Here is a 26,583-nt window from a genome sequence, read left to right as displayed (position 1 = left end):
ACATGTCGCGGCCGCCACCGGGTGTTACATCGGCGCGGAGAAACCGTCAGGCTCAGCCGGGCGTGTTCACCATGAAGGTGGCGGCGTGGGTGACGTACTCCCAGAACCGGGCGTCCTGCTCCGGGGTGAGGTCCACGCTGTCGAGCCCGGCCCGGAAGTGCCGCAGCCAGCGGTCCCGTGCGTCGAGGTCGACGGCGAACGGCGCGTGCCGCATCCGCAGCCGCGGGTGCCCGCGGGCATCGGAGTAGGTCGTCGGGCCGCCCCAGTACTGCACGAGGAAGAGCAGGAAGCGCTCCTCCGCGGGGCCGAGGTCCTCCTCGGGATACATCGGGCGGAGCACCTCGTCGGCGGCCACGCCCTCGTAGAAGGTCGCCACGATCCGCCGGAAGGTCTCGAACCCGCCGATCTCCTCGTAGAAGCTCGTCTCCTCGCTCGCCCGCGGGGTGGTCATGACTCCATCATCCCTCGCCGCCCGAGGCGGCCGGCGCCGCCCCCGTCTCGTCCTCGAGATGGGCCTCCTCGTCGCGGTGGCGGCGGTCCTCGCGGTGCCACACGACGCGCTGCGCGAACGGGATCTCGATGCCCTCGTGGTCGAAGCGGGCCTTGATCCGCTGCCGCAGCGCGCGGGCGACGCCCCACTGCTCGAGCGGCGCGGTCTTGACCATCACCCGCAGCGTCACCGAGTCGGGTGCGAGCATCTCGACGCCGGTGACCTCCGGCGCCTCGATGATGACGTGGCTGAAGTCCTCGTCCTCCCACAGGTCGTGGGCGACCTCCCGGAGCACGCGCTGGACACGGGCCAGGTCCTCGCCGTACCCGACGCCGATGTCGACGACGGCACGCGACCAGTTCTGGCTCTTGTTGCCGACCCGCAGGATCTCGCCGTTGGGGACGTACCAGACCGTGCCCTCGACGTCGCGGAGCCGGGTCATCCGCAGCGTGACGACCTCGACCGTGCCGCTCGCGTCGCCCACGTCGACGACGTCGCCGACGCCGTACTGGTCCTCGATGAAGATGAAGATGCCGGCGAGGAAGTCCTTGACGAGGGACTGCGCGCCGAAGCCGAGCGCGATGCCGATGATGCCGGCGCTGGCGATGATGGGCGCGATGTCGACGCCGACCTCGCTGAGCACCATCGTGCCGACGATCGCGACGACGATGAAGGTGATGATGCTCTTCAGGACGCCGGCCATGGTCGCCGCCCGCTGCTTGCGGCGCGCGGTCACGGCGCTCTCGACCCGCTCGGGCAGGACGCCGCGCTCGGCGCGGCGCGCGATCCGGTCGACCAGTCGCTGGAGCAGCCAGCGGATCGCCAGGCCGAACAGGATCAGGCCGATGATCGCCAGCGGCTTGCCGATGATCACGTCGGACCACTCCGCCAGCCGACGGTTCCCGGTCACCTCCCAGGTGAGGTCGCAGACCGTCTCGCCGTCGGCGCAGGGGCTGGCCGGCTCAGGGGCAAGGAGCAGGAGTGCGGACATCCCCCCAGTGTCCCAAAGGGTGGTGAGGACCCGGGGCGACACCACCGCGCCGCGCGGGAGCGGGAGCCGATAGCATCCTCCCGTGACCAGCACTGCCGTACGCCGCCTGATCGCCGTGTGCTCCCTCGTCGGGGTGAGTGCCCTGCTCGTCGTCGCCGGAGCGGGCTCCGCGTCGGCCGACACCCCCGAGCCGCGCCCGGGCAACGGCGCGGCCAGCTGGGAGGCCAAGCCCGACGTCGACGTGCTCCACGCGTGGCTCTACCTCGGCGGCGTGCCGCTGCTGGTCTTCGTGATCATCACGCTGCTCTTCGTGGCCCCCGCCCTGGCGCGGGGCGAGGACCTGAGCATCAACGCCCTCGAGCCGGAGAACCAGTGGCTCGGCGGTCCCCGCAAGGCGACCGGCGAGCTGGCCGCCCCCGACTCCGACGACTCGAAGGCCGGCGGCGCCGGCGGCAGCTGGTAGTCGCCGGTCATGAGCACCACGGCCCTGAGCCTCGATCCGTGGATGGCCGCCTGCTACGCGACCCCACAGCGGCGCGCTGGCGGCGTTGCCGACGCTCGAAAGACGCCCAGTCTGCCTTCGCGACGGCGCCTTGCCATCACACCCCTGTGGTGCCGCTCGTGACGGCGTCCATCCAAGGATCGAGGCTCAGCGCCACCGAGCGCGCCGCTCTCGACGTCACCATCCGCACGGCCGAGCAGGCCTGCCGGGCGGAGATCTCGGTCTTCGTGGGTGCCGCCAGCGGCAACCCGCGCGACTTCGCGACCAGCCTGCACAACACGCTCGTGCTGCCCTCGCGCAGCATCCTGATCATGGTCGACCCCGACCGCCGCGTCGTGGAGATCGTCACCGGCGGTCACACCCGGGAGCGGCTCACCGACGACGAGTCCCAGCAGGCCGTCGCCGCGATGACCGAGAGGTTCGCCGCCGGCGACCTCGCCGGCGGCCTCACCCGCGGCATCGAGCTGCTGGGCGAGCTCGCCAAGGACTGACCCGGCGTCAGGGCCGGGCGTCGCGGGACTGGGCGGCCAGCGCGCGGGCGACGTCGGCGCGGCCCTCGCGGACGTAGCGCACCGCGCCGGGGTTGACGCTCGCCGCATGGGCGTCGAGCCAGGCGTCGACGGCGTCGAGCGTGGCCTGCGTGGCGAGCAGCCGCGGGAAGATGAACTCCAGCGCGACCGACGCCTTGTGGCTGCCCAGCCGCTCCCAGGTGCCGGCGACCTCGGCGAGGTAGCGCTCGACGTACGGCGCGAGCAGGTCCTCCTGGCCGGGCTGCCAGAACGCGAGGACGACGCTGCGCTGGGTCTCGTTGGGCACCGACGGGTCGAGCAGGGCCTGGGTCCAGGCGCGCTCCTTGGCCTCGGCGGTGGGCTGGGCCGCGCGGGCGGCGGCGGACTTCTCCTGGCCGGAGATGGTGTTGTCGCCGGCCAGCTCGCCGTCGATCCGTCCGTTGTCGGCCCGGCCGAGGCGCGCGAGGGCGGTCAGCAGCGACCACCGCAGGTCCTGGTCGACCGCGAGGCCGTCGAAGGCGAGCGAGCCGTCCAGCAGTCCCTCCAGGTCGGCGATCGCGCCCTCGCTGGTGGCGGCCGCGGCGTAGGCGCGGGCGAACGTCAGCTGATGGTCGGTGCCGGGCTCGGCGGCGGCGAGCAGCGTGCGCAGGCCCTGCTCCCAGCGCCCGGCGAGCTCGCTACGGCGAGCGGGGTCGCTGTAGAGCGTGACCGCCTGGGCGGCGTACACCGGGATCCGGCTGACGCCCCAGGCGTCGGTCTCCTGCCCGATGTTGCCGAGCACCAGCTCGACGTAGTCGGTGGCGGAGAGCTCGGCGTCGCGCGTCATGTCCCACGCTGCGCTCCAGATCAGCGCGCGGGCGAGCGAGTCGTCGAGGTCGGAGAGGCGGGCCACCGCGGTCGCGCGGGAGCGCTCGTCGAGGCGGATCTTCGCGAAGGCGAGGTCCTGGTCGTTGAGCAGCAGCAGCTCGGGCTGGGCCCGGCCGACCAGCTCGGCCAGCTCGGTGCGCGCGCCCTCGACGTCGACCTCGACGGAGTCGGTGCGGGTCAGCCGGCCGTCGACGGTGTTGTAGAACCCGATGCCGATCCGGTGGCGCCGCAGCGTCGGGTGGTCGGCCGGTGCGGTCTGCGTCACCGCGAAGGACGCGTAGCTGCCGTCCTCGGCCAGCTCGAACACGGGGGAGAGGGTGTTGGTGCCGGCCGTCTGGAGCCACTCCTGGGCCCAGCCGGTGAGCTCGCGGCCGGAGGACTTCTCGAGCGCGGTCAGCAGGTCGGAGAACTCCGTGTTGCCGAACGCGTGGTCGTGGAAGTACTGGCGCAGGCCGGAGAGGAACGGGTCCAGCCCGACCCAGGCGACGAGCTGCTTGAGCACCGACGCGCCCTTGGCGTAGGTGATCATGTCGAAGTTGACCTCGACGGCGTGCAGGTCGACGTTGTCGGCCGCGATCGGGTGGGTCGAGGGCAGCGAGTCGGCGCGGTAGCCGGTCTGCTTGCGGGCGTTGGTGAAGCCGGTCCACGCGTCGACGTACGACGTGGCGAGGGCCTCGGCGTGGTAACAGGCCCACTCGGCGAACGACTCGTTGAGCCACAGGTCGTCCCACCACTTCATGGTCACGAGGTCGCCGAACCACATGTGCGCCATCTCGTGCAGGATCACCGAGGCGCGGAACTCGTAGAACGAGCGCGGCTGGCGGGAGCGGGGGAGGTACTCGTCGCGCAGGGTCACCGCGCCGGCGTTCTCCATCGCGCCCATGTTGTACTCCGGCACGTAGAGCTGGTCGTACTTGCCGAACGGGTACGGATAGCCGAAGGCCTCCTCGAAGAACGCGAAGCCCTGCTTCGTGAGGGTGACGATCTCCTCGCGGTCGCGCTCGAGGTACTCCTTGAGCGACTGGCGGCAGTAGTGGCCCAGCGGGATGGTGCCGTGCTCGCCCTCGTAGACGTCCTGCACCTCGTGGTAGTCGCCGGCGACGACCGCGGTGATGTACGTCGACAACGGCGCGGTCGGCGGGAAGGCCCACAGCGCGACGCCGTCGCGCACCGGCGTCGGCTCCGGCGTGGCCGCGTTGGAGACGACCTTCCAGTGCGCCGGTGCGGTCACGTTGAAGGTGAACGGCGCCTTGAGGTCGGGCTGCTCGAAGGTGGTGAACACGCGGCGGGCGTCGGGGACCTCGAACTGGGAGTAGAGGTAGACGTTGCCGTCGGCGGGGTCGACGAAGTGGTGCAGGCCCTCGCCGGTGTGGGAGTAGGTGCAGTCGGCCCGGACGACCAGGACGTTCTCGGCCCGGAGGTCGGGCAGCGCGATCCGGCTGTCGGCGTACGCCGTGGCGGGGTCGAGCGCGACGCCGTTGAGGGTGATCTCGTGGACCGTCGCGCCGACCAGGTCGGCGAAGGTGGCCGAGCCCGGCTGACGGCAGGTGAAGGTCAGCGTGGTGGTCGACCCGAAGGTCTCCACGCCCTCCTCCGTCGCGCCGGAGAGGTCGAGATCGATCACGGAGGACGTCACGTCGACGAGCGCGGCGCGGGTGGCCGCCTCGTCGCGGGTGAGGTTGGTGCCGGGCATGGCAGCCATCCTTGCACCCGGCCGGAGTTGTCCGACAATCGGAGCGAGGGCGGCGAACTACAACCATGTAACTCCCGATTGTCAACGCGACACGCCAGTGAACGATGGGATTTTCGGGGTTTTTGTTGCGTTCTGGGGCTGTTGTGTCCGATGGTGTTCGGCATGCGCACACCAGGCCGGGCCGCGCGCTGGGGGACCACGACCACCGCCAGCGCCCTCTTGGCGTCCTATCTCGTCCTCGCCGGACCACCGCCGACCTCGGTCGAGCCACTCCTCCCATCGGCAGGGACCACCTACCTCTGCAGTGGTTACAAGGCGTGCAAGGACGCGGGCTACCCGCACTGGGGCTACAAGGCGAACAGCTCGACCATGTACTGGCAGATGTACGCCGGGCACAACTGCACGAACTACGTCGCCTACCGGCTGGTCGGCGCCGGCATGCCCAACAAGCGGCCCTGGACCGGCGGCGGCAACGCCAGCGAGTGGGGCCTGTACATGGCCTCGATCACCGACCAGACGCCCAACGAGCACGCCATCGCCTGGTGGGGGCGCTACTCGAACGGCTCCGGCTCGGCCGGTCACGTCGCGTACGTCGAGAAGGTCGTCTCGGCGGACGAGATCATCGTCTCCGAGGACTCCTGGGGCGGTGACTTCCACTGGCGGTCCATCACCCGCTCCAGCGGCCGGTGGCCCACCGGGTTCATCCACTTCATCGACACGCCCCCGGCACCCCCGCCGCCTCCGACGACCCCCACCGAGCCCGTCTTCACCCAGACCGGTGCTCCGGTCGTGAGCACTCCCCTCGTCGTCGACACCACCGTCACCGCGACGGCCGGGACCTGGTCGCCGACCCCGGCGGAGAACCGCTGGCGCTGGTTCGCCGACGGCGTCCGGATCGCCGACAACATCACGCCCAACCTGGCCCTGACGCCCGACCTCCTCGGGAAGCAGATCAGCCTGCGGGTGGTGGCGAAGCAGGCCGGCTACACGACCTATGTGTCGCCCTTCTACGACCTCGGCCCCGTCCTCGCCGGCGTGATCAACCCGACCGCGCCGCCCACCATGACCGGCACCCCCGCCCTCGGCGAGGTGCTGACCGCGACCCCGGGCGCCTACGACCAGGCCGACGCCGCCGTCACCTACCAGTGGACGCGTAACGGCGCACCCATCGCCGGCGCCACGGCGCCGTCGTACCAGCTCACGGCGGAGGACGTCGGCACGTCGGTCGCGGTCCAGGTGACCGCCGCCAAGCCGCAGTTCCTGGCGCGCACCGAGACCCTCGCCACCGCCCAGCTGGTGACCAGCCCGGCGCTCGTCACCCTCAAGACCAAGTCCAAGAAGGGGCGGGCGATCGCCAAGGTGCGCGTGACCGCAGCGGGGAAGCTGCCGGTCACGGGCAAGGTGCTCGTCCGGATCGGGTCGTGGAAGCGCGAGGTCCGGCTCGAGAACGGGGTCGTCAAGGTGAAGGTGCCGATGGCGCGGGGCACGAAGAAGGTGCGCGCGCGCTATCTCGGCTCGACCGTGGTCCCGAAGGCGCCGAAGGTGACCGGGACCGTCCGCGTGCGCTGAGCCTGCGCTGAGCCTGCGGGAATGCCGGCGCGGGTCGCCGGGTTGGCCGAGACATGGCTGACAACTCCACGCCCGCGTCGGCACCGCACCGGGCCGACTTCTGGTTCGACCCGCTGTGCCCCTTCGCCTGGATCACCTCCCGCTGGATACTCGAGGTCGAGAAGGTCCGCGACATCGAGGTCGCCTGGCACGTCATGAGCCTCGCGTACCTCAACAAGGACCGGGACATCCCCGACGAGTACCGCACCCTGCTCGCCCCCGCCTGGGGCCCGGTCCGGGTCCTCATCGCCGCTCAGCAGCGCCACGGCGACCAGGTCCTCCGCCCCCTGTACGACGCCTTCGGCCAGCGCATCCACCTCGGCGGCCGGCGTCTCCACGAGGAGCCGGACGGCGCCCTCGGCCTGATCTCCGAGGTGCTGGCCGAGGTCGGGCTCGAGGCCGACCTCGTCGAGGCGGCCGGCGACGCGTCGTACGACGAGGCCGTGGCGCGCTCGCACCACGAGGGCATGGACGCGGTCGGCGACGACGTCGGCACGCCCACCATCCACATCGACGGCGCCGCCTTCTTCGGCCCGGTGCTCTCGAAGATCCCGCGTGGCGAGGACGCCGGCCGGCTCTGGGACGGCGCCGTCGCCGTCGCCTCGTTCCCGTACTTCTACGAGCTCAAGCGGACGCGTACCGGCGAGCTCGACTTCTCCTGAGCGGGCGGCTGCATGGATCCCCGGACATCCGGGGATCCATGCGGTTGTCAGGGGTTGCAACGCCTGACAACCGCATGAATCGCACCCCCGCAGTGACGCGTGGGGCGGATGTGACCACGGGTGGCGATGTGCGACACGCGGGGTGCGCCGCTTCCCTCTCTTCCGGTCGATGACGCATGCTCGATGGTCATGACCCTCTCGGACCCGTCCCTGCGCCGCCGTGACCTCGCCGCCCTCGGAGCGGCGGTGGTCGCCGTACCGCTCGTCGCGCTGTCGTCCGGACCGGCGGGGGCCGCCCCGGGCCTCGCCGGTCCGGGCCTCGCGCCGGGCGCCGCGCGGGCCGGGGGAGCACCACGGCTGCGACTGCGCCGTGACGACGACGGCGTGGGGTCAGCGGTCGACGTCGCGCTGACCCAGGACCCGCAGGTCGCGGCGCGCGGTGCGGTGCTGCGGACCGCGGCGCAGCGCACCGACCGCTTCGCGCTACTGGGCGTCACCTGGGCCACGGCCACGGCCACGGCCCCGGCCGCGGGCACCGGCCAGGTCCGGGTGCGGGTACGGCGTGCGGGTGGCGCCTGGGGGCCGTGGCGCGCCGTCCCGGCGCTGCACGACCTGCCGGACCGCGGCACCGGCGAGGGCCGCACGGGCCGGGTGGCGACCGAGCCGCTCTGGGTCGGCGACAGCGATGGGGTGCAGGTCGAGGTGACCGGGGCGGTGCACGACCCGGTGCTGACCCTGATCGACCCCGGCAGGCACGCCCAGGACGACGTCGACGTCGACGTCGCCGCACGGCCGCGCCGCAAGGCCCGGCGACCGAAGATCCGCAGCCGCCGCGCGTGGGGCGCCAAGGAGCGCTGGGCGACGGGGAGGCCGAAGAAGGTCAAGACCGTCGAGCAGGTCCACGTCCACCACACGGCGACCGGCAACGACTACCGCAAGCGCGACGTGCCGCGCATCCTGCGCGCGATCTACCGCTACCACACCAAGACGCTCGGCTGGTCCGACGTCGGCTACAACTTCTTCGTCGACCGCTTCGGCCGGATCTGGGCCGGTCGGCGCGACCCCGACCGCGAGATCCGCGGCGCGCACACCCTCGGCTTCAACCACACCTCGGTCGGGATCGCCGTGCTCGGCAGCTACCAGGAGGTCGCGCCGACGCCGAAGGTGCTGGCCGGCATCGCGAAGGTGGCCGCCTGGAAGCTGCGGAAGTACCGCCGCGACCCGCTCGGCACGACGCCGGTCAAGTCGCACGGCAGCGACCGCTACCCGAAGGGCACCTGGGTGACGCTGCCCGTCATCGACGGCCACCGCGACACCAACGACACCGAGTGCCCCGGCCAGTACCTGTACGACGCCCTCCCGGAGATCCGGCTGCGGACCGCCCGCCGGATGAAGAAGCGCCGCTGAGCGGGGCCGAGGGCCGCGACCCTAGGATTCAGGGCATGACGCACGTCCTCTCCGCTGTCGCCTGGCCCTACGCGAACGGCCCCCGCCACATCGGCCACGTGGCCGGCTTCGGGGTGCCCTCCGACGTCTTCAGCCGGTACCAGCGGATGGCGGGCAACGACGTCCTCATGGTCTCCGGCTCCGACGAGCACGGCACGCCGATCCTGATCGCCGCCGACGAGGCCGGGATGACCCCGCAGGAGCTGGCCGACAAGAACCACCGGCTCATCGTGGAGGACCTGGTCGGCCTCGGCATCAGCTACGACCTCTACACCCGCACCACCACCCGCAACCACCACGCCGTCGTGCAGGAGATGTTCCTGGGCGTCTACGAGAACGGCTACTTCGTCGAGCAGACGACGTACGGCGCGATCTCGCCCTCGACCGGACGCACCCTGCCGGACCGCTACATCGAGGGCACCTGCCCGAACTGCGGGTACGACGGCGCGCGCGGCGACCAGTGCGACAACTGCGGCAAGCAGCTGGACCCCCAGGATCTGAAGAACCCGCGCTCACGGATCAACGGCGAGACGCCGGAGTTCGTCGAGACCCAGCACTTCTTCCTCGACCTGCCGGCCCTCGCCGACGCGCTGACCGAGTGGCTCGACGAGCGGGAGGCGACCGGGCTGTGGCGGCCCAACGTGATCCGGTTCTCGCAGAACATCCTCGAGGAGATCCGCCCGCGCGCGATGACCCGCGACATCGACTGGGGCATCGCCGTCCCCCTCGACGGGTGGCGGGAGAACCCCACCAAGAAGCTCTACGTGTGGTTCGACGCGGTGATCGGCTACCTGTCGGCGTCCATCGAGTGGGCCCGCCGCTCCGGCGACCCCGACGCGTGGCGGGCCTGGTGGAACGACCCGGACGCGCTCTCCTACTACTTCATGGGCAAGGACAACATCACCTTCCACTCCCAGATCTGGCCGGCCGAGCTGCTGGCCTACTCCGGCAAGGGGTCGAAGGGCGGCGAGCCCCGGGAGTACGGCGTCCTCGACCTGCCGACCGAGGTCGTCTCCAGTGAGTTCCTCACCATGGAGGGCAGGAAGTTCTCCTCGTCCAAGAAGGTCGTCATCTACGTCCGCGACCTGCTCGCCCGCTACCAGCCCGACGCCTTCCGCTACTTCGTCGCCGCGGCCGGCCCGGAGAGCCAGGACTCCGACTTCACCTGGGCGGAGTTCGTGCGTCGTACCAACGACGAGCTGGTCGCCGGCTGGGGCAACCTGGTCAATCGCACCGCCACCCTGATCGCGAAGAACTTCGGCGAGATCCCCGCCGCCGGCCCCCTCACGCCCGAGGACGAGGCGGTCCTCGCCGCCGCCGAGACCGCGTTCGACACGGTCGGCGAGCTGATCGGCCGACACCGGCAGAAGCAGGCGATCGGCGAGGCGATGCGCGCGGTCGCCGACGTCAACAAGTACGTCTCCGACTCCGAGCCGTGGAAGCTCAAGGGCGAGGACCAGCGTGAGCGCCTCGGCACGATCCTGCACGTGATGGCCCAGTGCGTCGCCGACCTCAACCTGCTGCTCAGCCCGTTCCTGCCGTTCTCCGCCAACGAGGTCGACCGGGCGCTCGGCGGCGCGGGCGAGGTCGCGCCGATGCCCGGGATCGAGGAGGTCACCGACCTCGACGACCCCGCGCGGGCGTACCCGATCATCACCGGCGACTACGCCGTGGCGCCGGCCTGGCGGCGGCACCCGGTCGAGGTCGGCCGCCCGGTCGCCAAGCCGACGCCGGTCTTCACCAAGCTCGACCCCTCGCTGGTCGAGGAGGAGCTGGCCCGGCTGGATGCGTGAGCGACGAGCCGCCGGTCGCCCTCCCGGGCACCGGGCAGTTCGCGTCGTCGAGGTTTCCAGCATCGCTTCCCCGGGCATCCGCCGATCACCATGTTCCCCTCGGGCAGGACTGATCGATGAGCAGCTACGACGACCTGAAGACCACCGTCGGCAAGATCAAACGGGCTGCGATCGACGCCTTCATGTGCGAGGACACCTGGGGCGGCAGCGACGGGGTCGGGATCTCGGGCTGGACCATCCACGGCGACCTGTACTACTACGTCCACCCGAGCACGGGGATGTTCGGCCCGACCACGGAGGAGGTCACCCGTCCCGGGGAGGACGGCGAGGGCGGGGGCCGATGGAAGATGCGCATCCCCCTGGCCCCGGACCCCGACGAGGAGGACAAGTACGTCGGCGACTTCAACAAGATCCGTGAGCGCATCGACGCGGTGTTCGAGCCGTGGACGGCCAAGGAGGTGCCGGATCCGGACGACTTCGACAACCCGATCGGCCACCTCCACAACGCGATCGCCGACCTGACGCTGACCGGCGACGGCGACTACTTCGCCGCCGGTGACATCCGCGACCTCATCCTCACCCAGCTCGGGCGGGTCAACGGCGGGGACTACAGCGGCTGGTCGGGGCAGACGGTCCGCGCGTTCGAGAACAGCTACGGCAAGGTGCGCTGTGAGACGGTCACCCAGAACCAGCGCGCTCTGCTGATCCGGCTCGCCCAGGGGCTGTGCGCCGAGCAGGAGATCTGGTTCAAGGCGCGGCCGGCGATCGCGGAGATCGCGGACAGCGCGCTCGCGGCCTTCACCGGCGTCGCCGAGTCCGGGGACACCGAGAGCGCGGCGCTGGCGTGGAAGATCGTCACCGGCGTGACGGGCATCGTCGCGGACTACGTGCCGGGCGGGAAGGTGATCCAGAAGAGCATCGCGGCCGCCGGCGTCGCCATGGATGTCGCCAAGCTCTTCGGCACCCCCGAGGCGCCGCCGGAGGCGCCGTCGGGATCGGTGTCGGGCGGCAGCCTCGAGGAGGTGATGACCAGCCTCGAGAAGGCAGCGAAGAACCTCGACGACGACATCTACCACTCCGAGTACTACATCTGGGAGGCCCTCGAGAAGGCCACCGACTTCGTCAGCCGGGACGATCAGATCGACAACTTCCACATCCACCGTGGCCGCGGGATCCGCGGGCACGACGACCAGACCGGCGTCGACTGGAACGGGCCCAACTCGCTCGCCTTCAAGCCCGAGCTGTTCGAGGAGATCGGCCGCTACACCCTCCCCAGCCTGGGCGCCGTCGTGGTCGGCTCCGCCGACGAGGCGGCGCTGAGCAAGGCGTCGATCTGGGAGCGCGACTACCGGATCGGCTGGGGATCGTACGGCCCGCGGTCCGGATACGACGCCACCTTGGAGTGGGTCCACAAGCTGATGCGGAGCACCGGTCTCGACATGGTCGAGGCCGGCGAGCAGTGCAGGATCGCGGCGGGCTACATCCGGGACGCCGACGCAGCGACGGACGCGGCGTTCAAGGCGCAGTACGACAAGCTCGATGTGGGCGTCGTCGACCCGGGTGACCAGGAGCAGGCGGCTCCCGACCCCGACTCCGGATCGCGCGCCGGGCCGGGCGCGCCGGTCGACCCCTACTACGTCCCGCCCCGGCCCGGCCACGGCGGCGGCCCGACCCCGTACTGACGGCACAGATGAGCTCGCACACCCCCCGGGCGCCGGTGGCGCGGCACAGGATCGTCGCGTTCGCGGTCGCAGCCGTGGTGGTCGTCGCCGCGGTGGTCGTCATCGCGTGGGTGCGGGCGTCGTCCTCCCACGACGACGCCGCCCGTGCGGCGCAGCGCTATGTCGACCTGATCGCCTCGGGAGACGGCGATCTCTCGGAGCTGACGACGATGACGGCGGAGGACACCCGTGCGCTGGACGACGCGGCCCGCCTCCTCGCCGCTGCCGACGAGCGGATCGAGGTCCTCTCGCTCGGCGACCCCCGGTCGGTGGACCCCCCGGCGGATCTGCCCGCCGCGTCCACGCTGGAGGATCCGGTCGAGGTCGAGGTGCGCTACCGGCTCGCGGGCGAGGAGCACACCTGGCCGCTGGTGCTCGGCCGGGACGAGGACGGCTGGCGGGTCGCCTCCCCGATGGTGGGATCGGTCGACTGGGACGAGCCGGGCCTGCTGAACGTCGACACCGACATCCGACTGGGCGACATCCTGCTCGAGCGCAGGCCCCGGGTCAGCGCCGCCGGTGACGGCGACGGCGACGTCCAGCCCCTCTACCCGGCCGTCTACCGCGCCGAGAAGCGGATCGATCCCTACTTCGCGTCGGTGCCGACGCCCGTCGTCGTCCTGCCCGGAAGCGCGACCGCCGAGCCCGTCCCGACCCTGGCGGCCACGGCCGACACCCGGGCTGTCATCGCCGAGGCCTTCACGACGAGAGCCGACTCGTGCGGCGGACCGGACGCCTTCGGCCAGTGCCCGTTCCTCGACCTCGTGCAGACGGTCCGCGCCGACGGGGATCCCTCCGCGCCGGGGTGGTGGAAGGGGCTCGCGGGGAGGCCCACGATCACCGTCGACGCCGTCGACGACGGGGTCGCCGTCTCGGGCGCGTTCCGGTACGTCGCCCGACAGGGTGTGCGCACCATGAGGTTCACCGGCAGGGGAGAGATCGGCTTCGACACCGCGACCCGAACGCCGACGCTGACCGGCCTCGAGGTCGAGCAGGCGGGCTGATCCCGGGCCGAGCCCGAGCACTCCCTACCGCCCGGGAAGCCGGGCGGGGCAGCGTCCTCTCGTCGTCCCACGAGAGGAACCCGTCATGACACTCGTCACCGAAGCGACCCGTCGCTCGCTCACCCGGCCGGCCTGGCTGCTGGTGGCCTCGCTGCCCGCCTTCGTCGCCTATCTCGTCGCCGCCATCACCCTCCTCGCGGGGAAGGTCGAGTCCAGCGCCGAGCTGACCACCGCGCAGATGTCCGACCTCGGCGTCGGCTGGTTCGCGGTCAACCTGCTCTGGGTGCTGCCGTCGGTCCTGGCCGCGGCCGGGCTGGCCGTGCTCGGGCCCCGGCTGCCGGAGCGGTTCCCGGCGCTGTCGCTGGTCCCGGTGCTCGCCGCCGTCGCGGTCGCGCTCTGCACGGCGTACGTCGTCGTGTCGTCGATCGGCTTCGGCTTCGACCACGCGACGTACGGCGAGAGCTGGACCTATCCGGCGTCCGGGCTGCTCAGCCTCGGCGCCGGCTGGATCGGCACCTACCCGGCGACCCTCCTGGTGGCGGTCGCGCTCGTCCGGGCGGGGATCGCCCGGCGGACGGCCGTCGCGATCGCGGCGATCCTGGCGCTGTACTGGATCGTCGAGCTGCTGGTGTACCTGCCGATCATCGTCGGGCCGGACGAGTTCGCCGACCTGAGGGGCGGGCTGCCGCCGTTCCTGCTCGGCATCTTCTGGGCCGTCCTCGGTGGCGGGGTGCTGCGCAGCCGCGTACCGTCCGAGGAATGACCGCAGCCCCGGTCGCAGGCGGGGTCGGCCTGTCCTGGTGGCGGGTCGGCCAGGCCTGCGCCCGCGCCTGGGTCGCCGCCTGCGCCGCGCTGTTCCTCGGCGGGCTGGTGCTCTGGGCGCACGGCAGCCGCTCCGCCGCCGCCGTCTGGGCGATGCCCGACAGCTGGACCGAGGACGCCTTCCGCTCCGTCGTCGCGGACGCGGGCATCCCGTTCGGCCTGGCCGCGGCGTACCCGATGCTGCTCGAGGTGCTGGTCGCCGCGGCCGGGCTCACCGCGGCCGTGCTGGTGCTGCGCGGCGCGGACACCTGGTTCCGGCTGTACGTCGCCGCGGCCCTCTCCCTGTGGTCGACGATGGGCGGCGCGATGTCGGTCGTCTACCGCGACGCGCTCGGCGGCAGCACCGGCGAGGCGGTCCAGCTGCTGCAGGGACTCGGCTGGGCGGCCTGGATCCTGATCGCCTACCTGTTCCCCGACGGCCGCGTCGTGCCGCGCTGGTCGCGCTGGGCGATGGCCGGCTGGCCGGCGTACTTCGGCTACGTGCTGCTGCTCCCGGTCGCCGGGCACGAGCCGGACCCGGACAGCCTCGTGGAGACCTGGCCGCTGCCGCTGCTGTTCGGCTCGGCGGCCTGGGCCGCGATCCACCGCTACCGGAGGGTGTCGACGCCCGAGCAGCGGCGGCAGACCCGCGGCGTCGTGGTCGCTCTGGCGCTGTGGGCGGTGCTCGCCCTGGTGGCGGTGCTGACGCCGCTGCGGGGGCTGCTCGACGACGTCGGCGTCGGCGCGCTGGTCGGCAACGCGGCGGTCCAGCTGGTCAGCTACCTGATCGCCGGCCTGCTGCTGGCGTCGATCACGGTCGCCGTGCTCCGCCACGGGCTGTACGACGTCGACCTCTGGGTCAACCGTGCGCTCGTGTACGCCGTGCTCACGGGGCTCGTCGTCGCGGCGTACGCCGTGCTCGCCGGGATCGGCGGCCTGATCTGGCCGGCCAACGACCTGGCCGGGCCGCTCGCCGCGACGGTCGTCGTGGCGGTCGCGTTCCACCCGCTCCGGCTGCGGGTGCAGCGGGTCGTCGACCGGTTCGTCTACGGGCGGAGCCTCGACCCGCTCGCCCTGCTCACCGAGCTCCGGGAGTCCCGTGAGCGGATCCTGGTCGCGCGCGAGGACGAGCGCCGCCGGCTGCAGCGGGACCTCCACGACGGGCTCGGGCCGACCCTGGCCTCGCTCTACCAGCGGATGGACGCCGCGCGCTCGCTGATGCGGCAGGACCCCGACACCGCGGACCGGCTGCTGGCCGACGTGGCCGAGCAGACCCGCGGCGTGATCGGCGACATCCGGGCGCTCGTGCGCGACCTCCGCCCACCCGAGCTGGAGCAGCTCGGGCTGGTCGGTGCGCTCCAGGCGGCCGGCGACCGCTTCGAGGGGCTGGCCGTGGAGGTGGACGCCGACGGGCTGGGGTCGATGCCGCCGGTGGTCGAGACCGCGGCGTACCGGATCGCCACGGAGGCCGTCACCAACGCCGCCCGCCACGCCGCGGCGCGCACGATCCGGGTGCGGCTCGCCTCCGACGGGCGCACCCTGTGGCTGACGGTGCGCGACGACGGCGTCGGCCTCGGTGCGGCGCCGCCCGGCACCGGGCTGCACTCGATGCGCGACCGGGCCGAGGAGCTCGGCGGGGCCTGCGAGATCGCCACGCCGCCCGGCGGCGGCACCGAGGTCACCGCCCGCCTCCCGCTCGGCGCCGCCACCGCGAGGAGGCAGCGGTGACCGGCCCGGTCCGCGTCCTGGTCGCCGACGACCACGTGTTCTACCGCGAGGGCATCCAGACCCTGCTCGCCGCCCACGCCCACCGGGTGGAGCTGGTCGGCGCGGCCGAGTCGGGGGAGCAGGCGGTCGAGCTCGCCCTGTCCCTGGCGCCGGACGTGGTGCTGATGGACGTGAAGATGCCGGGCGGGGGCGGCATCGCGGCCACCCGCCGGCTCGCCGAGGCCCGCCCGGAGATCGCCGTCCTCATGCTGACGATGGCCGACGACGACTCGGTGCTCCCCGCCCTGCGCGCGGGCGCTCGCGGCTACCTGCTCAAGGACGCCGGCGTCGACGACCTGGTCCGCGCGATCGAGTCGACGTACGCCGGCCAGGCGGTGCTCGCGCCGCAGGCGGCCGAGCGCGTGCACCGTCAGCTGGCCCGGCCCGCGCCCGCGCGGCCGTTCCCCCAGCTCACCGACCGCGAGCACGACCTGCTGGCCGAGCTCCTGCGCGGCCGGAGCAACCGGCAGATCGCCGCCGCGCTCGGCCTGAGCGAGAAGACCGTCAGCAACTACCTGTCCAACATCCTCGCCAAGCTGGACGCCCGCGACCGCGCCCACCTCGTCGAGCTGGCCACGGCCGCCGACTATCCGGCGGGCTGAGTCTCTCGTCGGGAATACGCTTCTCGACGTACGACGAATCCCGGCGGCTCGCCTAGTCTCCCTGTGCATGAGCACCGCCTTCCTCCTCACCTCGCTGGTGATCGTCGCGACCCCGGGAACGGGCGCGCTCTACGCGATCGCCGCCGGCCTGACCCGCGGCACCCGCGCCGGCGTCCTCGCCGCCTTCGCCGGCACCCTCGGCACGGTGCCGCACATGCTGGCCGCCATCACCGGGCTCGCGGCCCTGCTCCACGCCAGCGGCGTGGCCTTCGCGGCCATCAAGTACGCCGGCGTCGCCTACCTGCTGTACATGGCCTGGTCGACCTGGCGCGACCGCGGCGTGCTGACCGTGGACGAGGACGCCGCCCGCACCGGCTCGGTCCGTGCGGTGCTCGTCTCCGGCGTCACGCTCAACCTGCTCAACCCGAAGCTGACCATCTTCTTCTTCGCCTTCCTGCCGCAGTTCGTCCCCGCCGGCTCCGGCGCAGTGCCCGCGATGCTCGGCCTGAGTGCGGTCTTCATGGCGATGACCTTCGCCGTCTTCGCGCTGTACGGCGTCTGCGCGGCCGCCGTCCGCGACCAGGTCCTGTCACGACCGAAGGTCGTCGACCGGATGCGCAAGGCGTTCGCCGCGAGCTTCGCGCTGCTGGCCGGCCGGCTGGCGGTCGAGTCCCGCTGATGCTGCGACCCATCGCCGACGGTCTTGCCGCCAGATCAGCCCAGCCCGTCGCCGAGCCGACCGCGAGCGCGGCAGCGCGGCGCGAGGAACGAGCGACGCGCTCGCGCCATCTCGATCAGTAGAGGTTGCGGCGGTAGTCGGCGGCCAGCCCGGCCCGCAGCGCCCGCTCGGAGACCGCGACCCGGGCCACCCGGGCGGCGAGCCCGGAGTCCTCGTTGAGCTTGACGTGGTCGGTCCAGATCCGGCTGGCCCGGGGCAGGACGCCCTTCGCGACATGGTGGACGGTGTCCCACAGCGCCGCGTCGGCCAGCGCGGGCTCGTGCCGCAGCTCGGCGGACGCGACGTCGACCACGAGGACGACCTTCGGGACGTTGCCCTGCACCACGAACCGGGCCCGCAGGTCCTCGTCGTCGCTGATCCGGGCCCGGCCGCGGACGTGCAGCGCCCGCAGATCGCCGGGTGTCAGCGCGACCAGCGCGATCCGGTCGTGCTCGAGGAGGTTGTGCCAGGAGTCCGTACGCCGGTTGCCCGGCCGGTCCGGCAGGGCCAGGGTCCGGGCGTCGACGGCCGCCAGGAAGCCCGCCGGGTCGCCCTTGGGGCTGACGTCGGTGTGGCCGGCGCCGTCGGTGGTGGTCAGCGTCACGAACCGCGCCCGGGCGAGGAACGCGGCGACGGCCGGCGTCGCGAGATCGCCCTCCGCCTCGGTGCCGGTGCCGGTCTCGGTGCCGGCACCGGGCAGGTCCGGCTCGGCCCAGAGCTCGGACCGGATCATGCACTTCGCGCAGTGCAGGAACGCCTCCTCCACGCGCACCTCGGCTCCCAGGTCGGCTCCCGCGCCGGTGACCGCGAGCCGCCCGTTGACGCGGAGCGTCTCGCCGTACCCGGGCACCAGCGCCACCAGGCCCACCGGCGCGCCGTCGCCGGCCGCCGCGATCTCGGCCGGGACCTCCGCCCAGTCGAGCCGGAGCCGATCGGGCGCGACGGGGGTGAGCACGCCCGGCGTGCCGCCGAGCAGGGTCGTGGACTGGGACCCGTCGCGGTGCTGGAGGCCGACGACGGCCAGCGGGGAGTGCCGGAGGAAGGCGACGCAGTGCTCGTCCAGGGCCGGGATCGACTTCAGGTGCCCGGCGGGCGTGCGGCCGCCCACGGCGCGCTCGAGCCGCTCGATCGTGGTGAGGTGGCCGGTCGTGACGATGTCGCCCACGGGAGAAGGTTAGGTCGACCTAACAAATGTGAGCAGTCTCAGCCCGGCCCGTCGAGCCACGCGCGGAGATAGACCTGCTCGGTCTCCGGCGCGGCCTCGACCAGCTCCCTCGCGCCGGCCAGGTGGGCGGCGGCGGCCGCGTCGTCGCCGGCGGCGGCCGCGGTGTCGGCGAGCCCGCGGCGGGCGCGGACCTGCTCGGGCAGCAGACCGGCCGCGACCGCGATCTCCTCGGCGCGGGCGAAGCCGTCCCGGGCGGCGGCGTGCTCGGCGAGCGCGAGCCGGGCGCTCGCCACGCCGCACAGCGCGGACGCCTCCAGCAGCCGGTCCCCGGACCGGCGCGCGATCTCGAGCGCGGTGTCGTGGTGGGCGATCCCGTCGAGGGGCCGGCCGAGGCCGACCAGTGCCCGGCCCCCCGCGGTGAGGCCGTAGCCGCGGACCGGGTCGTGGCCGACCTGCTCCGCCAGCCGCACGCCCTCCTCGGCCGAGGCCAGCGCGGCCTCCGGGTCGCCGAGCGTGAGCTGGAGGGTCGCGGTGTTGACCAGGCTCAGCGCGCGCGGCGCGTCGGCGCCGGCCCGCTCGGCCACTCCCTGGGCGAGCTGGTGGTGCCGCAGCGCCTCGGCGAAGTTGCCGAGGCGGTGCTCGACGATGGCGACGTTGTCGAGGGAGAGCGCCTGACCGACCAGGTCACCGCTCTCGGCGGCGAGCTCGGCGCAGCGCCGGAAGAGCGCGGAGGCCTCGGCGGGCCGGCCCTGCTGGGCGGCCACGATGGCGAGGCCGTTGAGCGCCTCGCGGGCCTCGATCGGGAGGCCGGCCTCCTCGAGCTGCGGGTGGACGGCGCCGAGGTGCTCGGCGCCCGCGGTCAGGTCGCCGAGCCGGACGAGCGCGCGGCCCAGGTCGAGCCGGGCGCGCAGGACGGCGTCCGGTCGCTCCGCGGCCCGGGCGACCGCCCACGCCCGCTCGTGCAGGACCCGCGCGTCGGCGTACCTGCCCCACAGGTCGAGCCGGGAGGCGAGCGCCCGGGCCAGGTCCGGCAGGACGTCGGTCAGGGGCCCGTCGGCCAGGCCGGCGAGCAGCAGCAGCGTGTCGGACTCGCGATCGACCCGGCGGCGCGCCTCGTCGGCGTCGAGGTCGGGCAGCTCGAGGCCGGCCGGCGGCGGCCGGCCGCTGCCGGCGCGCAGGTGGACGTGGTCGGCCCAGGCCAGGGCGAGCAGGTGCTGCGCGAGCCGGCGCTGCGCCGCCGCGCGCTCGACCGGTCGGTCCTGGTCGTGGGACCGGTCGAGCGCGAACGTGCGGACCAGCGGGTGCATCCGCAGGCGGGACGGCGCGGAGCGCTGGAGCAGGTGGTGGCGCCACAGCTCCGCCAGGGCCGCGGCCGCCTCCTCCGCCGGCGTCCCGGCGACCGCCGCGACGGCCGTCTCGTCGAGGTGCTCGACCGGCAGGGCGGACAGCAGCCGGAGCAGCCGGGCCGCCTCCGGGCCGAGCGCCGTGTACGTCGCCGCGAGGGTCTCGGCGACGGCGTCGTCGACCCGCAGGCTGCGGCGCCGGGCGTCCGCCACCTCGACGAGATCGGCCAGCGGCCAGTCGTGGCGCGCGGGACCCGGGTCGCCGCGAGGGACACCGCGAGCGGGAGGTGGCCGGTGGCCTCGGCCAGCGCGGCCGCCGCCTCCGGCTCGGCGGCGACCCGGTCGGCGCCGGCGATCGCGCCCAGCAGGTGGACCGACTCGCGGGGCGTGAACGAGCCGAGCGTCACCCGGTCCGGTACGTCGGGCAGCAGCGCGAGCCTGCTGGTCACCAGGTGCACGGTCGGCCCGGCGCGCACGAGGAGCGGGCGCACCTGCTCCTCGTCGGCCGCGTCGTCGAGGACGACGACGTGCGGCCGGGCCCGGAGCAGGTCGGCGTACTGCTGGCGCCGGGTGGGCAGCGCGGCCGGCGCGGCGCCACCGCCCAGCGCGCGGACGGCGGCCGTGAGGGCGGCCTCGGTCGCGACCGGGGGCAGCCCGTCGTGGAACCCGCGCAGGTCGACCTGGAGCCCGCCGGCCAGGCGCCCGCTCGCGACCAGGCGCTGCGCGGCCCGCCGGGCGAGCTGGGTCTTGCCGCTCCCGGCCAGCCCGTCGACCACGACGACCCGGGCGCCGGCCTCGACGGCCGCGACCACGGCCGCCAGCTCGGGCCGGTCGATCGACGGCTCCTCCGGCGGCGGCACCGGCGCCGTCGCCGTACCGACCATCCCGGCGTCCCGCCGGTGCTGGGCCGCGCTGCTGCGCTGCCGCCAGTGCTCGGCCGTGGCGGCGTCCCCGCCGAGCGCCTCCACGATCTCCGCGACCAGGTCCGCGTCGAGCCGCCGGCGCCCCGCGCGGAAGCAGTCGTAGACGGTCACCCGGCCGACGTGACACTCCGGCTCGGGCACCCCGCGGGCCCGGCGGGCCTCGGCGATCCCCTCGGCGATCCGGGCGTACGACGGGCTGCCGGCGTCGGCGCGCAGCTCCCGCAGCCCGGCGGCGAGGTCGTCCAGGGTCCAGGTCGCGCCCTCGTCCGAGGCCGGGCGTGCGGCTGTCACGCGGTGACCGTACCGGGTGCGTGCGCGGCCGTCCGGGACCGTCCGGGAGCGTTCGGGAACGTTCGGGATCGCGGCGGGCCGGCGCGCCGGTGCGGCAGCCTCGGTTCGCACGGTGACCGGCGGTGAGAGGAGCGTGGCGAGGTGCGGATCAGACGGTGCGCGGCGGCCGCGGCGGGGACGCTGCTGCTGGCGTCCCTGGCCGGCGTGGAGGCGGGCGCCGCCCGGGCGGAGGAGGGCGCGCCGGAGCGCCCGGGCAGGGCGCCGACCATCGCGACGTACCCCGTGCCGACCGCCGACGCCGGCCTGGACTCGCTCGTGGTCGGGCCCGACGGGCAGCTGTGGTTCACCGAGCGCAAGGGCTGGAAGCTGGGCCGGATCACCGCGGCGGGCGCGATCACCGAGTTCCCGGTCCCGCCGATGGGCGGCGGCAGCGGCCCGAGCGACATCGTGCGGGGAGCCGACGGCTACCTCTGGTTCCTCACCGACAGCCGGTTCCGGCTCGGCCGAGCGACCACGGGCGGCACGGTCGAGCGGGTGGCCGAGGCGCCGCTCGCGACCATCTTCTCCGACCTCGCCGCGGGTCGCGGACGCGGCGTGTGGCTCACCCAGGCCGACGGCGGCCAGGTGCACCGGCTGCTGGACGCGGACACCAATCCGGCCCAGGGCTGGTCGCTGGCCACGTCGTACCTCAGCCCGACGCCGATGGCCGTCGCCCCCGACGGAGCGCTCTGGTACGGCGACGGCGCGGGCTACCTCAAGCGGCTCGACGAGGCGGGCAACCAGACCAACCACCCGATCAGCTGGGGGAACAGCAATATCGACAGCACCTCGCTGGCGTTCGGCTCCGACGGCGCGCTGTGGGCGACCGGGTTCGCGCCCGGCACGCCGCTCAGCACCGCCGAGGGCGGATCGGTCGGCCGCTTCGACGGCACCAGCCTGCGGGCCTGGCCGCTGCCCGAGCTCGCCACCCACGTCGACCCGGTGCCGGGCTCGATGACCGCCGGACCGGATGGCGCCCTCTGGTGGGCCGAGGACGGCGCGATCGGCCGGATCACCACCACCGGCGTCATCTCGCGGGTCCGCATCGCCCCGCACGACCCCGACGACATCGCCTTCGGTCCCGACGGGCGCCTGTGGTTCCTCGACACCGGCGCCAACCGGGTCGGCGCGATCACCGTCGACGCGAACCTGTTCCCCGCCCGCCAGGTGGCCCGCAAGGTCAAGCTCCGCGCCGTCTCGGGCCGGCGGGTCAAGGGGCGGGTCGTCACGGCCGAGCCCGGCTGCCGGGCCGGCAAGGTGGTCGCCTACGCCAAGCCCCGCAAGGGCAAGGCGCGCAAGATCGGCGCCGGCCGGGCGAAGGCCAACGGGAAGTTCTCGGTCAAGTTGCGCAAGCGGCCCGGCGGGAAGGTGTTCGTGAAGGTCAAGGCGTCCGCGCCCGCGGCCGACGTGCGGTGCCTGCCCGCGAAGTCGCGGGCCCGCTGACTCGCTAGGGTCCGCCGCATGGCCCTCCACCCCCAGGCCCGTGCGGCCGTCGAGAACGCCGCCGGGGAGCTCCCCGTCACCGATCCCGCCTACGACATCGCGGCCGAGCGGGAGCGCGACCGCGCGGCCGCCCTGGCCCAGGAGCGGCCCGCGGTCGCGGACGTGCGCGACGTCGACGCGGGCGGCGTACCGGCTCGGCTCTACCTCCCCGAGGGGTACGACGCCGTGGTGCTGCACGCCCACGGGGCGGGTTCGTGTTCAACGACGTCGAGGTCCACGACGCGGCGGTACGGCGGTTCGCGAACATCAGCGGGGCGGCCGTGCTCAGCGTGGACTACCGGCGCCCGCCGGAGCACCGGTTCCCGGCCGCGCCGGACGACCTGTCCGCGGCGGTGCGCTGGCTGGACGGCGAGCCCGGGCTCGCGGCGCTGCCGACGTTCGCGCACGGCGACAGCGCCGGCGGCAACCTGGCGCTGGTGACGGCGCTGCGGCACCCGGGCCGGTTCGCCGGCCTCGCGCTGGTCTACCCGTTCCTCGATCCCACGGCGTCCTACGACTCCTACCGCACCGCCGCCGACGGCTTCGACCCAGCGGAGGCCGCCTGGTACTGGCAGCAGTACGCCGCCACGCCCGCCGACCTCGAGCACCCGGACCTCGCGCCGCTGCGCTCGGACGCCCTCGGCACGCTGCCGCCGACCCTGGTCGCGACCGCCGAGCACGACCCGCTGCGCGACGAGGGGAGCACCTCGCCCTGCTGCTCGCCGAGGCGGGCGTCGAGGTGGTCGGCACCCGCTACCTCGGCCAGGTGCACGGCTTCTGGCGGCACACCGGCGTCTTCGACGCGGCCGAGCCGCTGATGTGGCAGGTGGCCGGCTGGATGCGGATGCACGCCGACCGGGTCAGGGGTGCAGGCTCGCGCCCTTGAGCACCTTGTCGACGGCGTTGCGGGGCCCGTGCACGGCCAGGCCCACCAGGTCGAGAGCCGCACCCCCGACCGCGGCGACCACCGCCCGATTCGCCTCGTCGTGGCCGGTGCGGAACATGTCGCCGGTGTAGACCGCGAGCGGCAGGCCGCGTCGTACGGCGCGCTCGCGGGCCGCGCCCAGGGTCTCCACGCTCGCCCGGAACACCAGCACCGGCATGCCCAGCAGGGGCAGGTACGCCGTGCCGTCCGCGTCGGCGTACGGCGCGCCGATCAGGTGCGGATGCGCCGCGGCGACGCCGCTGGCGAGGAACGCCGTGACGTTGAGGCGCTGCCAGGTGGCCAGGTCGTCGCGGACGGCGATGGCGATCTTGGAGTCGAACGGGGGCTGCAGGATGTCGTCCACGGCGCCCAGCCTGGCCGGGGCGCGACGGCCCCGTCTTGTACGTTCCTGACATGGCGCCCCGGCCGCGGATCCGCACCTGGCGGCCCGACGTGCCCGGCGTGGCCGAGGTGCTGCACGCGCACTTCCCGAGCCACGCCTACCCGCCGCACACCCACGACACCTGGACGGTCCTCCTCGTCGACCACGGGACGGTGCGCTACGACCTCGGTCGCCACGAGCGGGCGACGGCGCGCTCGCGGGTGACCGTGCTGCCGCCGTACGTCGCCCACGACGGGCGCAGCGCGGAGGCGGGCGGCTTCCGCAAGCGGGTGCTCTATCTCGACGCCGACCGGCTCGACCCGGAGCGGGTCGGGAGCTGGGTCGACCGGCCGGATCCCGCCGACGGGGCGCTGCGTGCGGCCGTCGACCGGCTGCACCGCGCGGTGGCCCTGCCCGGGGAGGAGCTCGCGGCGGAGGTGGGCCTGGCCCTGGTGGTGGAGCGGCTGCAGCGGCACCTGGCGCGGGTCGACCCCGAGGCGCCTCCGGTCACCGCGCCGACCCTGGCCCGCCGGTTGCGCGAGCTGCTCGACGAGCGGATGGTGGAGGGCGTCTCGTTGGCCGAGGCCGCGGCGGAGCTGGGCGCCGACCCGGCCCATCTGGTCCGCGTCTTCCGGCGGGAGGTCGGCGTGCCGCCGCACCGCTACCTCGTCGGCCGGCGGCTCGACGCCGCGCGGCACGCGCTGCTGGCCGGGCACCCGCCCGCCGAGGTCGCCGTACAGGTGGGCTTCCACGACCAGTCGCACCTGCACCGGCACTTCCGGCGCCTGCTCGGCGTGACGCCGGGGGAGTACGTCCGGTCGCTCAACCCGGGTCGATGACCTCGAGGGTGCCGTCGTCGCGCTGCCAGAGGCTCGCGATGTGCATCTGCCGGGTCCGGCCCACCTGGTCCCAGGCGTGGTAGATCAGCCGCAGCGACTTGTGGTCCACGAACGCCGAGGCGCCGCCCGGCCCCAGCCGGCCGGTCGCGGCGGTCGACAGCAGCGGGTCGCCGCGGTTCTGGCGGACGCACGGACCCTCGGGTCCCGCGCAGATCGCGTACCCGGTGGCGTAGTCGGCCCGCTCCCAGGAGTTGCCGGAGTAGAAGAGGTAGGTGACGCCGCGGAACTGCACCATGCTCGGGTTCTCGATGGTGTCGCCCTCCCAGGCCCGTTCCAGGGTGAGCAGCTCCCGGGTCTGCGAGCCGTCGGCGAAGCCGGTGCCGTCCGGGTTGAGCTGGCGGATGAAGATGCCGGCCGGGCGGCGGTTCACCACACCGGAGAACTTCCACAGCAGCCACGGGACGCCGTGCTCGTCGACGAACACGTCGGGGTCGATGACACCCAGCTGCGCCTCGCCGTAGCAGATCGGCTCGCCCACGGGTCGGAACGGGCCGGCCGGCGAGGGCCCGCGGGTCAGGCCGATGCAGTTGTGCCGCTGCCCGCCCTGGGTGCCCGCCGGCGCGGCGTACGCCGCCGTCCAGCCGTCTCCCACCTTCTCGACGCCGGGCGCCCACAGGTCGCGGCCGCCGTCGCGGCTGCGCACCCAGCCGCCGATCTCGAGCGGGTCCACCCGACGGCCCGCGCTGTCGGCGAGCGGGGTCCAGGTGACCAGGTCGCGGGAGGTCAGCGTGGGCAGCCGCAGGTGTGAGGTGTTGGTCGCGTAGGCGTACCAGCGGTCCCGGTGTCGCACGATGTCCGGATCGGCGAACACCCCGCGGTACGCCGTGCCCGGCTGCCAGCGCGAGCTGCTGCCCGCGATCCGCACCGGCGCGGGCCGCCGCTGCGCGGGCAGCTGCTGCGCCAGCCGCTCGGCCAGCTTCGCCAGGTCCTGCATCTCGCCCGCGAGCACGTCGCTGGGCAGCGCGGTCGGCAGCGCGCTCTCCTCCGGGATCAGCGGGGCCTCGGAGGAGGTGTGGTCCGCGCGCGGCGACGCGCTTCCACCCTCGGTGCAGGCTGCGGCGCCGATCGCGACGAGCACCAGCAGCGCGGCGATCGGCCTGCCCCGCTTGCGCATGTCCCACCTCCCCACGGTGGCGCCACTCTAGGGCGCGGGCCGTCGGATCGCGCTGCCCCCGACGCCGAGAGCGATCAGCTCTCGTCCGGTGCGCCGTCGCCCCTGGTCTGCGGCCAGATCTCGAGCACCTCGGTCATCGCCTTGCGCACGTGCTGGATCGTGATCCGCTCCGCCTCCGCCTCGTCGCGTCGCGCGATGGCCTCGACGACGGCGCGGTCGTCCTTCCAGCGGTAGTTGCCCGGGACCTGTTGGTCCAACATGGCGCGCTGGGTGCGCTCGCGCATCTCACGGTGGTTGAACGCCTCGGTCTGCTCCAGCAGGCGCACCAGCAGCGGGTTGCCCGCGCAGGCGTACTGGAGCCGGTTGAACCGGTCGGTCATGTCCGCGACGCGGCGCAGGTGATCGTCGATGGGCAGGCCGTCGGCCCGGCGGCTCGCGATCAGGCGCCACAGGTCGTCGGACTCGTCGAGGACGGCCATCAGCTCATCGACCTGCTCCGGGGTGGCGTGGCGTGCCGCGAGGCGGGCCAGCACGCCGCGGATCGCGGCGCGGGCCTCGATGATCTGGCTCAGGGTGGCGGGGGTCATCGCCGTCACGACGAGCGTGCGCGGGCCTGGGCGCTCCACCAGGCCCTCGCGCTCGAGGCGCTTGATCGCCTCGCGGATCGGCGTCGCGCTGACATTCAGGCTGGCGGCCAGCCCGCGCTCCGTCAGCCGCTCCCCGGCGCGCAGCTCGCCGACCGTGATGGCGCGGCTGATCGCCTCGTAGCAGCGGTCGGCGACGCTCTGTGTCTCCAGACGTTCGAGTGCAGGCGGCATGGCTGGATGCTACTACGAATAGCAAAGA

24 protein-coding genes are annotated in these 26,583 nt (G+C 73.7%); 15 read left to right on the top strand and 9 right to left on the bottom strand.

Annotation, left to right across the window (positions count from 1 at the left end; genetic code table 11):
* Positions 1–52 precede the first annotated feature (52 nt).
* Together FIV44_RS05265 and FIV44_RS05260 are read right to left on the bottom strand one after the other, a co-directional pair.
* Positions 53–451 (bottom strand): globin, encoded by a 399-nt coding sequence (locus tag FIV44_RS05265; RefSeq protein WP_141003541.1) that lies wholly within the window; start codon positions 449–451, stop codon positions 53–55.
* A 7-nt stretch (positions 452–458) separates the two neighbouring features.
* The gene (locus tag FIV44_RS05260) at positions 459–1,481 is read right to left on the bottom strand and encodes a mechanosensitive ion channel family protein (protein WP_141003540.1); all 1,023 of its coding nucleotides are present in this window, start codon (positions 1,479–1,481) and stop codon (positions 459–461) included.
* 82 nt (positions 1,482–1,563) lie between these two features.
* On the opposite strand from FIV44_RS05260, the gene FIV44_RS05255 reads away from it, so the two are divergent.
* Entirely contained in the window at positions 1,564–1,944 is a 381-nt protein-coding gene (locus FIV44_RS05255; RefSeq protein ID WP_141003539.1) for a hypothetical protein, read from the top strand.
* A gap of 158 nt (positions 1,945–2,102) precedes the next feature.
* Positions 2,103–2,474, top strand: coding sequence for a DUF5130 family protein (locus tag FIV44_RS30265; protein WP_181411006.1), 372 nt, complete (start codon positions 2,103–2,105; stop codon positions 2,472–2,474).
* A gap of 7 nt (positions 2,475–2,481) precedes the next feature.
* On the opposite strand, the gene pepN is transcribed toward FIV44_RS30265, so the two are convergent.
* Complete coding sequence (gene pepN, locus FIV44_RS05245) at positions 2,482–5,052, bottom strand: aminopeptidase N (RefSeq protein WP_141003537.1); 2,571 nt, start codon at positions 5,050–5,052, stop codon at positions 2,482–2,484.
* Positions 5,053–5,214: 162 nt separating this feature from the next.
* Here pepN and FIV44_RS05240 point away from each other — a divergent pair, with 162 nt between their 5' ends.
* From FIV44_RS05240 to FIV44_RS05195, 10 genes are all read left to right on the top strand, one after another.
* Positions 5,215–6,621 (top strand): CHAP domain-containing protein, encoded by a 1,407-nt coding sequence (locus tag FIV44_RS05240; protein WP_181411005.1) that lies wholly within the window; start codon positions 5,215–5,217, stop codon positions 6,619–6,621.
* A gap of 53 nt (positions 6,622–6,674) precedes the next feature.
* Positions 6,675–7,322 (top strand): mycothiol-dependent nitroreductase Rv2466c family protein, encoded by a 648-nt coding sequence (locus FIV44_RS05235; RefSeq protein ID WP_141003535.1) that lies wholly within the window; start codon positions 6,675–6,677, stop codon positions 7,320–7,322.
* 189 nt (positions 7,323–7,511) lie between these two features.
* Positions 7,512–8,729 carry an N-acetylmuramoyl-L-alanine amidase gene (locus FIV44_RS05230; RefSeq protein ID WP_141003534.1) on the top strand — a complete coding sequence of 406 codons (1,218 nt, stop codon included), beginning with the start codon at positions 7,512–7,514 and terminating at the stop codon, positions 8,727–8,729.
* A gap of 35 nt (positions 8,730–8,764) precedes the next feature.
* Positions 8,765–10,561, top strand: coding sequence for a methionine--tRNA ligase (gene metG, locus FIV44_RS05225; protein ID WP_141003533.1), 1,797 nt, complete (start codon positions 8,765–8,767; stop codon positions 10,559–10,561).
* 116 nt (positions 10,562–10,677) lie between these two features.
* Positions 10,678–12,243, top strand: coding sequence for a hypothetical protein (locus tag FIV44_RS05220; protein WP_141003532.1), 1,566 nt, complete (start codon positions 10,678–10,680; stop codon positions 12,241–12,243).
* An 8-nt stretch (positions 12,244–12,251) separates the two neighbouring features.
* Positions 12,252–13,286, top strand: a complete 1,035-nt coding sequence (locus tag FIV44_RS05215; protein WP_141003531.1) for a hypothetical protein — start codon at positions 12,252–12,254, stop codon at positions 13,284–13,286.
* Positions 13,287–13,371: 85 nt separating this feature from the next.
* The gene (locus FIV44_RS05210; protein ID WP_141003530.1) at positions 13,372–14,049 is read left to right on the top strand and encodes a hypothetical protein; all 678 of its coding nucleotides are present in this window, start codon (positions 13,372–13,374) and stop codon (positions 14,047–14,049) included.
* Positions 14,046–15,815, top strand: a complete 1,770-nt coding sequence (locus FIV44_RS05205; RefSeq protein ID WP_141003529.1) for a sensor histidine kinase — start codon at positions 14,046–14,048, stop codon at positions 15,813–15,815. The genes FIV44_RS05210 and FIV44_RS05205 overlap by 4 nt, the downstream gene beginning before the upstream one ends.
* Positions 15,812–16,456 carry a response regulator gene (locus tag FIV44_RS05200; RefSeq protein WP_141003528.1) on the top strand — a complete coding sequence of 215 codons (645 nt, stop codon included), beginning with the start codon at positions 15,812–15,814 and terminating at the stop codon, positions 16,454–16,456. The genes FIV44_RS05205 and FIV44_RS05200 overlap by 4 nt, the downstream gene beginning before the upstream one ends.
* Before the next feature lie 67 nt (positions 16,457–16,523).
* Positions 16,524–17,135: a LysE family translocator gene (locus FIV44_RS05195; RefSeq protein WP_141003527.1), complete on the top strand. Its 612-nt coding sequence runs from the start codon at positions 16,524–16,526 to the stop codon at positions 17,133–17,135.
* Positions 17,136–17,250: 115 nt separating this feature from the next.
* On the opposite strand, the gene FIV44_RS05190 is transcribed toward FIV44_RS05195, so the two are convergent.
* The 3 genes from FIV44_RS05190 to FIV44_RS31850 all read right to left on the bottom strand — a co-directional run bounded on the left by FIV44_RS05190 (position 17,251) and on the right by FIV44_RS31850 (position 20,896).
* Positions 17,251–18,339 carry a pyridoxamine 5'-phosphate oxidase family protein gene (locus FIV44_RS05190; RefSeq protein WP_219996302.1) on the bottom strand — a complete coding sequence of 363 codons (1,089 nt, stop codon included), beginning with the start codon at positions 18,337–18,339 and terminating at the stop codon, positions 17,251–17,253.
* A gap of 38 nt (positions 18,340–18,377) precedes the next feature.
* On the bottom strand, positions 18,378–19,139 hold the full coding sequence (locus FIV44_RS31855; RefSeq protein WP_281285852.1) for a tetratricopeptide repeat protein: 762 nt from the start codon (positions 19,137–19,139) through the stop codon (positions 18,378–18,380).
* A 242-nt stretch (positions 19,140–19,381) separates the two neighbouring features.
* Positions 19,382–20,896 carry a hypothetical protein gene (locus tag FIV44_RS31850; RefSeq protein WP_246086817.1) on the bottom strand — a complete coding sequence of 505 codons (1,515 nt, stop codon included), beginning with the start codon at positions 20,894–20,896 and terminating at the stop codon, positions 19,382–19,384.
* A gap of 141 nt (positions 20,897–21,037) precedes the next feature.
* Between FIV44_RS31850 and FIV44_RS05180 the strand changes: the two genes are divergently transcribed.
* Entirely contained in the window at positions 21,038–22,378 is a 1,341-nt protein-coding gene (locus tag FIV44_RS05180; protein WP_141003525.1) for a Vgb family protein, read from the top strand.
* Between the two features lie 254 nt (positions 22,379–22,632).
* Complete coding sequence (locus FIV44_RS05175; RefSeq protein WP_246086816.1) at positions 22,633–23,235, top strand: alpha/beta hydrolase fold domain-containing protein; 603 nt, start codon at positions 22,633–22,635, stop codon at positions 23,233–23,235.
* 42 nt (positions 23,236–23,277) lie between these two features.
* Here FIV44_RS05175 and FIV44_RS05170 read toward each other — a convergent pair whose 3' ends face one another.
* Positions 23,278–23,706: a DUF2000 domain-containing protein gene (locus FIV44_RS05170; protein WP_141003524.1), complete on the bottom strand. Its 429-nt coding sequence runs from the start codon at positions 23,704–23,706 to the stop codon at positions 23,278–23,280.
* 50 nt (positions 23,707–23,756) lie between these two features.
* On the opposite strand from FIV44_RS05170, the gene FIV44_RS05165 reads away from it, so the two are divergent.
* Positions 23,757–24,563 (top strand): AraC family transcriptional regulator, encoded by an 807-nt coding sequence (locus FIV44_RS05165; RefSeq protein WP_141003523.1) that lies wholly within the window; start codon positions 23,757–23,759, stop codon positions 24,561–24,563.
* Here FIV44_RS05165 and FIV44_RS05160 read toward each other — a convergent pair.
* Both FIV44_RS05160 and FIV44_RS05155 read right to left on the bottom strand, forming a co-directional pair.
* Positions 24,547–25,737 (bottom strand): glycoside hydrolase family 43 protein, encoded by a 1,191-nt coding sequence (locus tag FIV44_RS05160; protein WP_141003522.1) that lies wholly within the window; start codon positions 25,735–25,737, stop codon positions 24,547–24,549. The two genes, FIV44_RS05165 and FIV44_RS05160, sit on opposite strands and share 17 nt — an antisense overlap.
* Positions 25,738–25,811: 74 nt before the next feature.
* Positions 25,812–26,555 carry a GntR family transcriptional regulator gene (locus tag FIV44_RS05155; RefSeq protein WP_141003521.1) on the bottom strand — a complete coding sequence of 248 codons (744 nt, stop codon included), beginning with the start codon at positions 26,553–26,555 and terminating at the stop codon, positions 25,812–25,814.
* Positions 26,556–26,583 lie beyond the last annotated feature (28 nt).

The sequence above is a fragment of the Nocardioides humi genome (genome assembly GCF_006494775.1).
GTDB lineage: Bacteria > Actinomycetota > Actinomycetes > Propionibacteriales > Nocardioidaceae > Nocardioides > Nocardioides humi.
The sequence above is the reverse complement of the archived record's forward strand: the minus strand, read 5'-3'. Positions and strand labels throughout refer to the sequence as shown.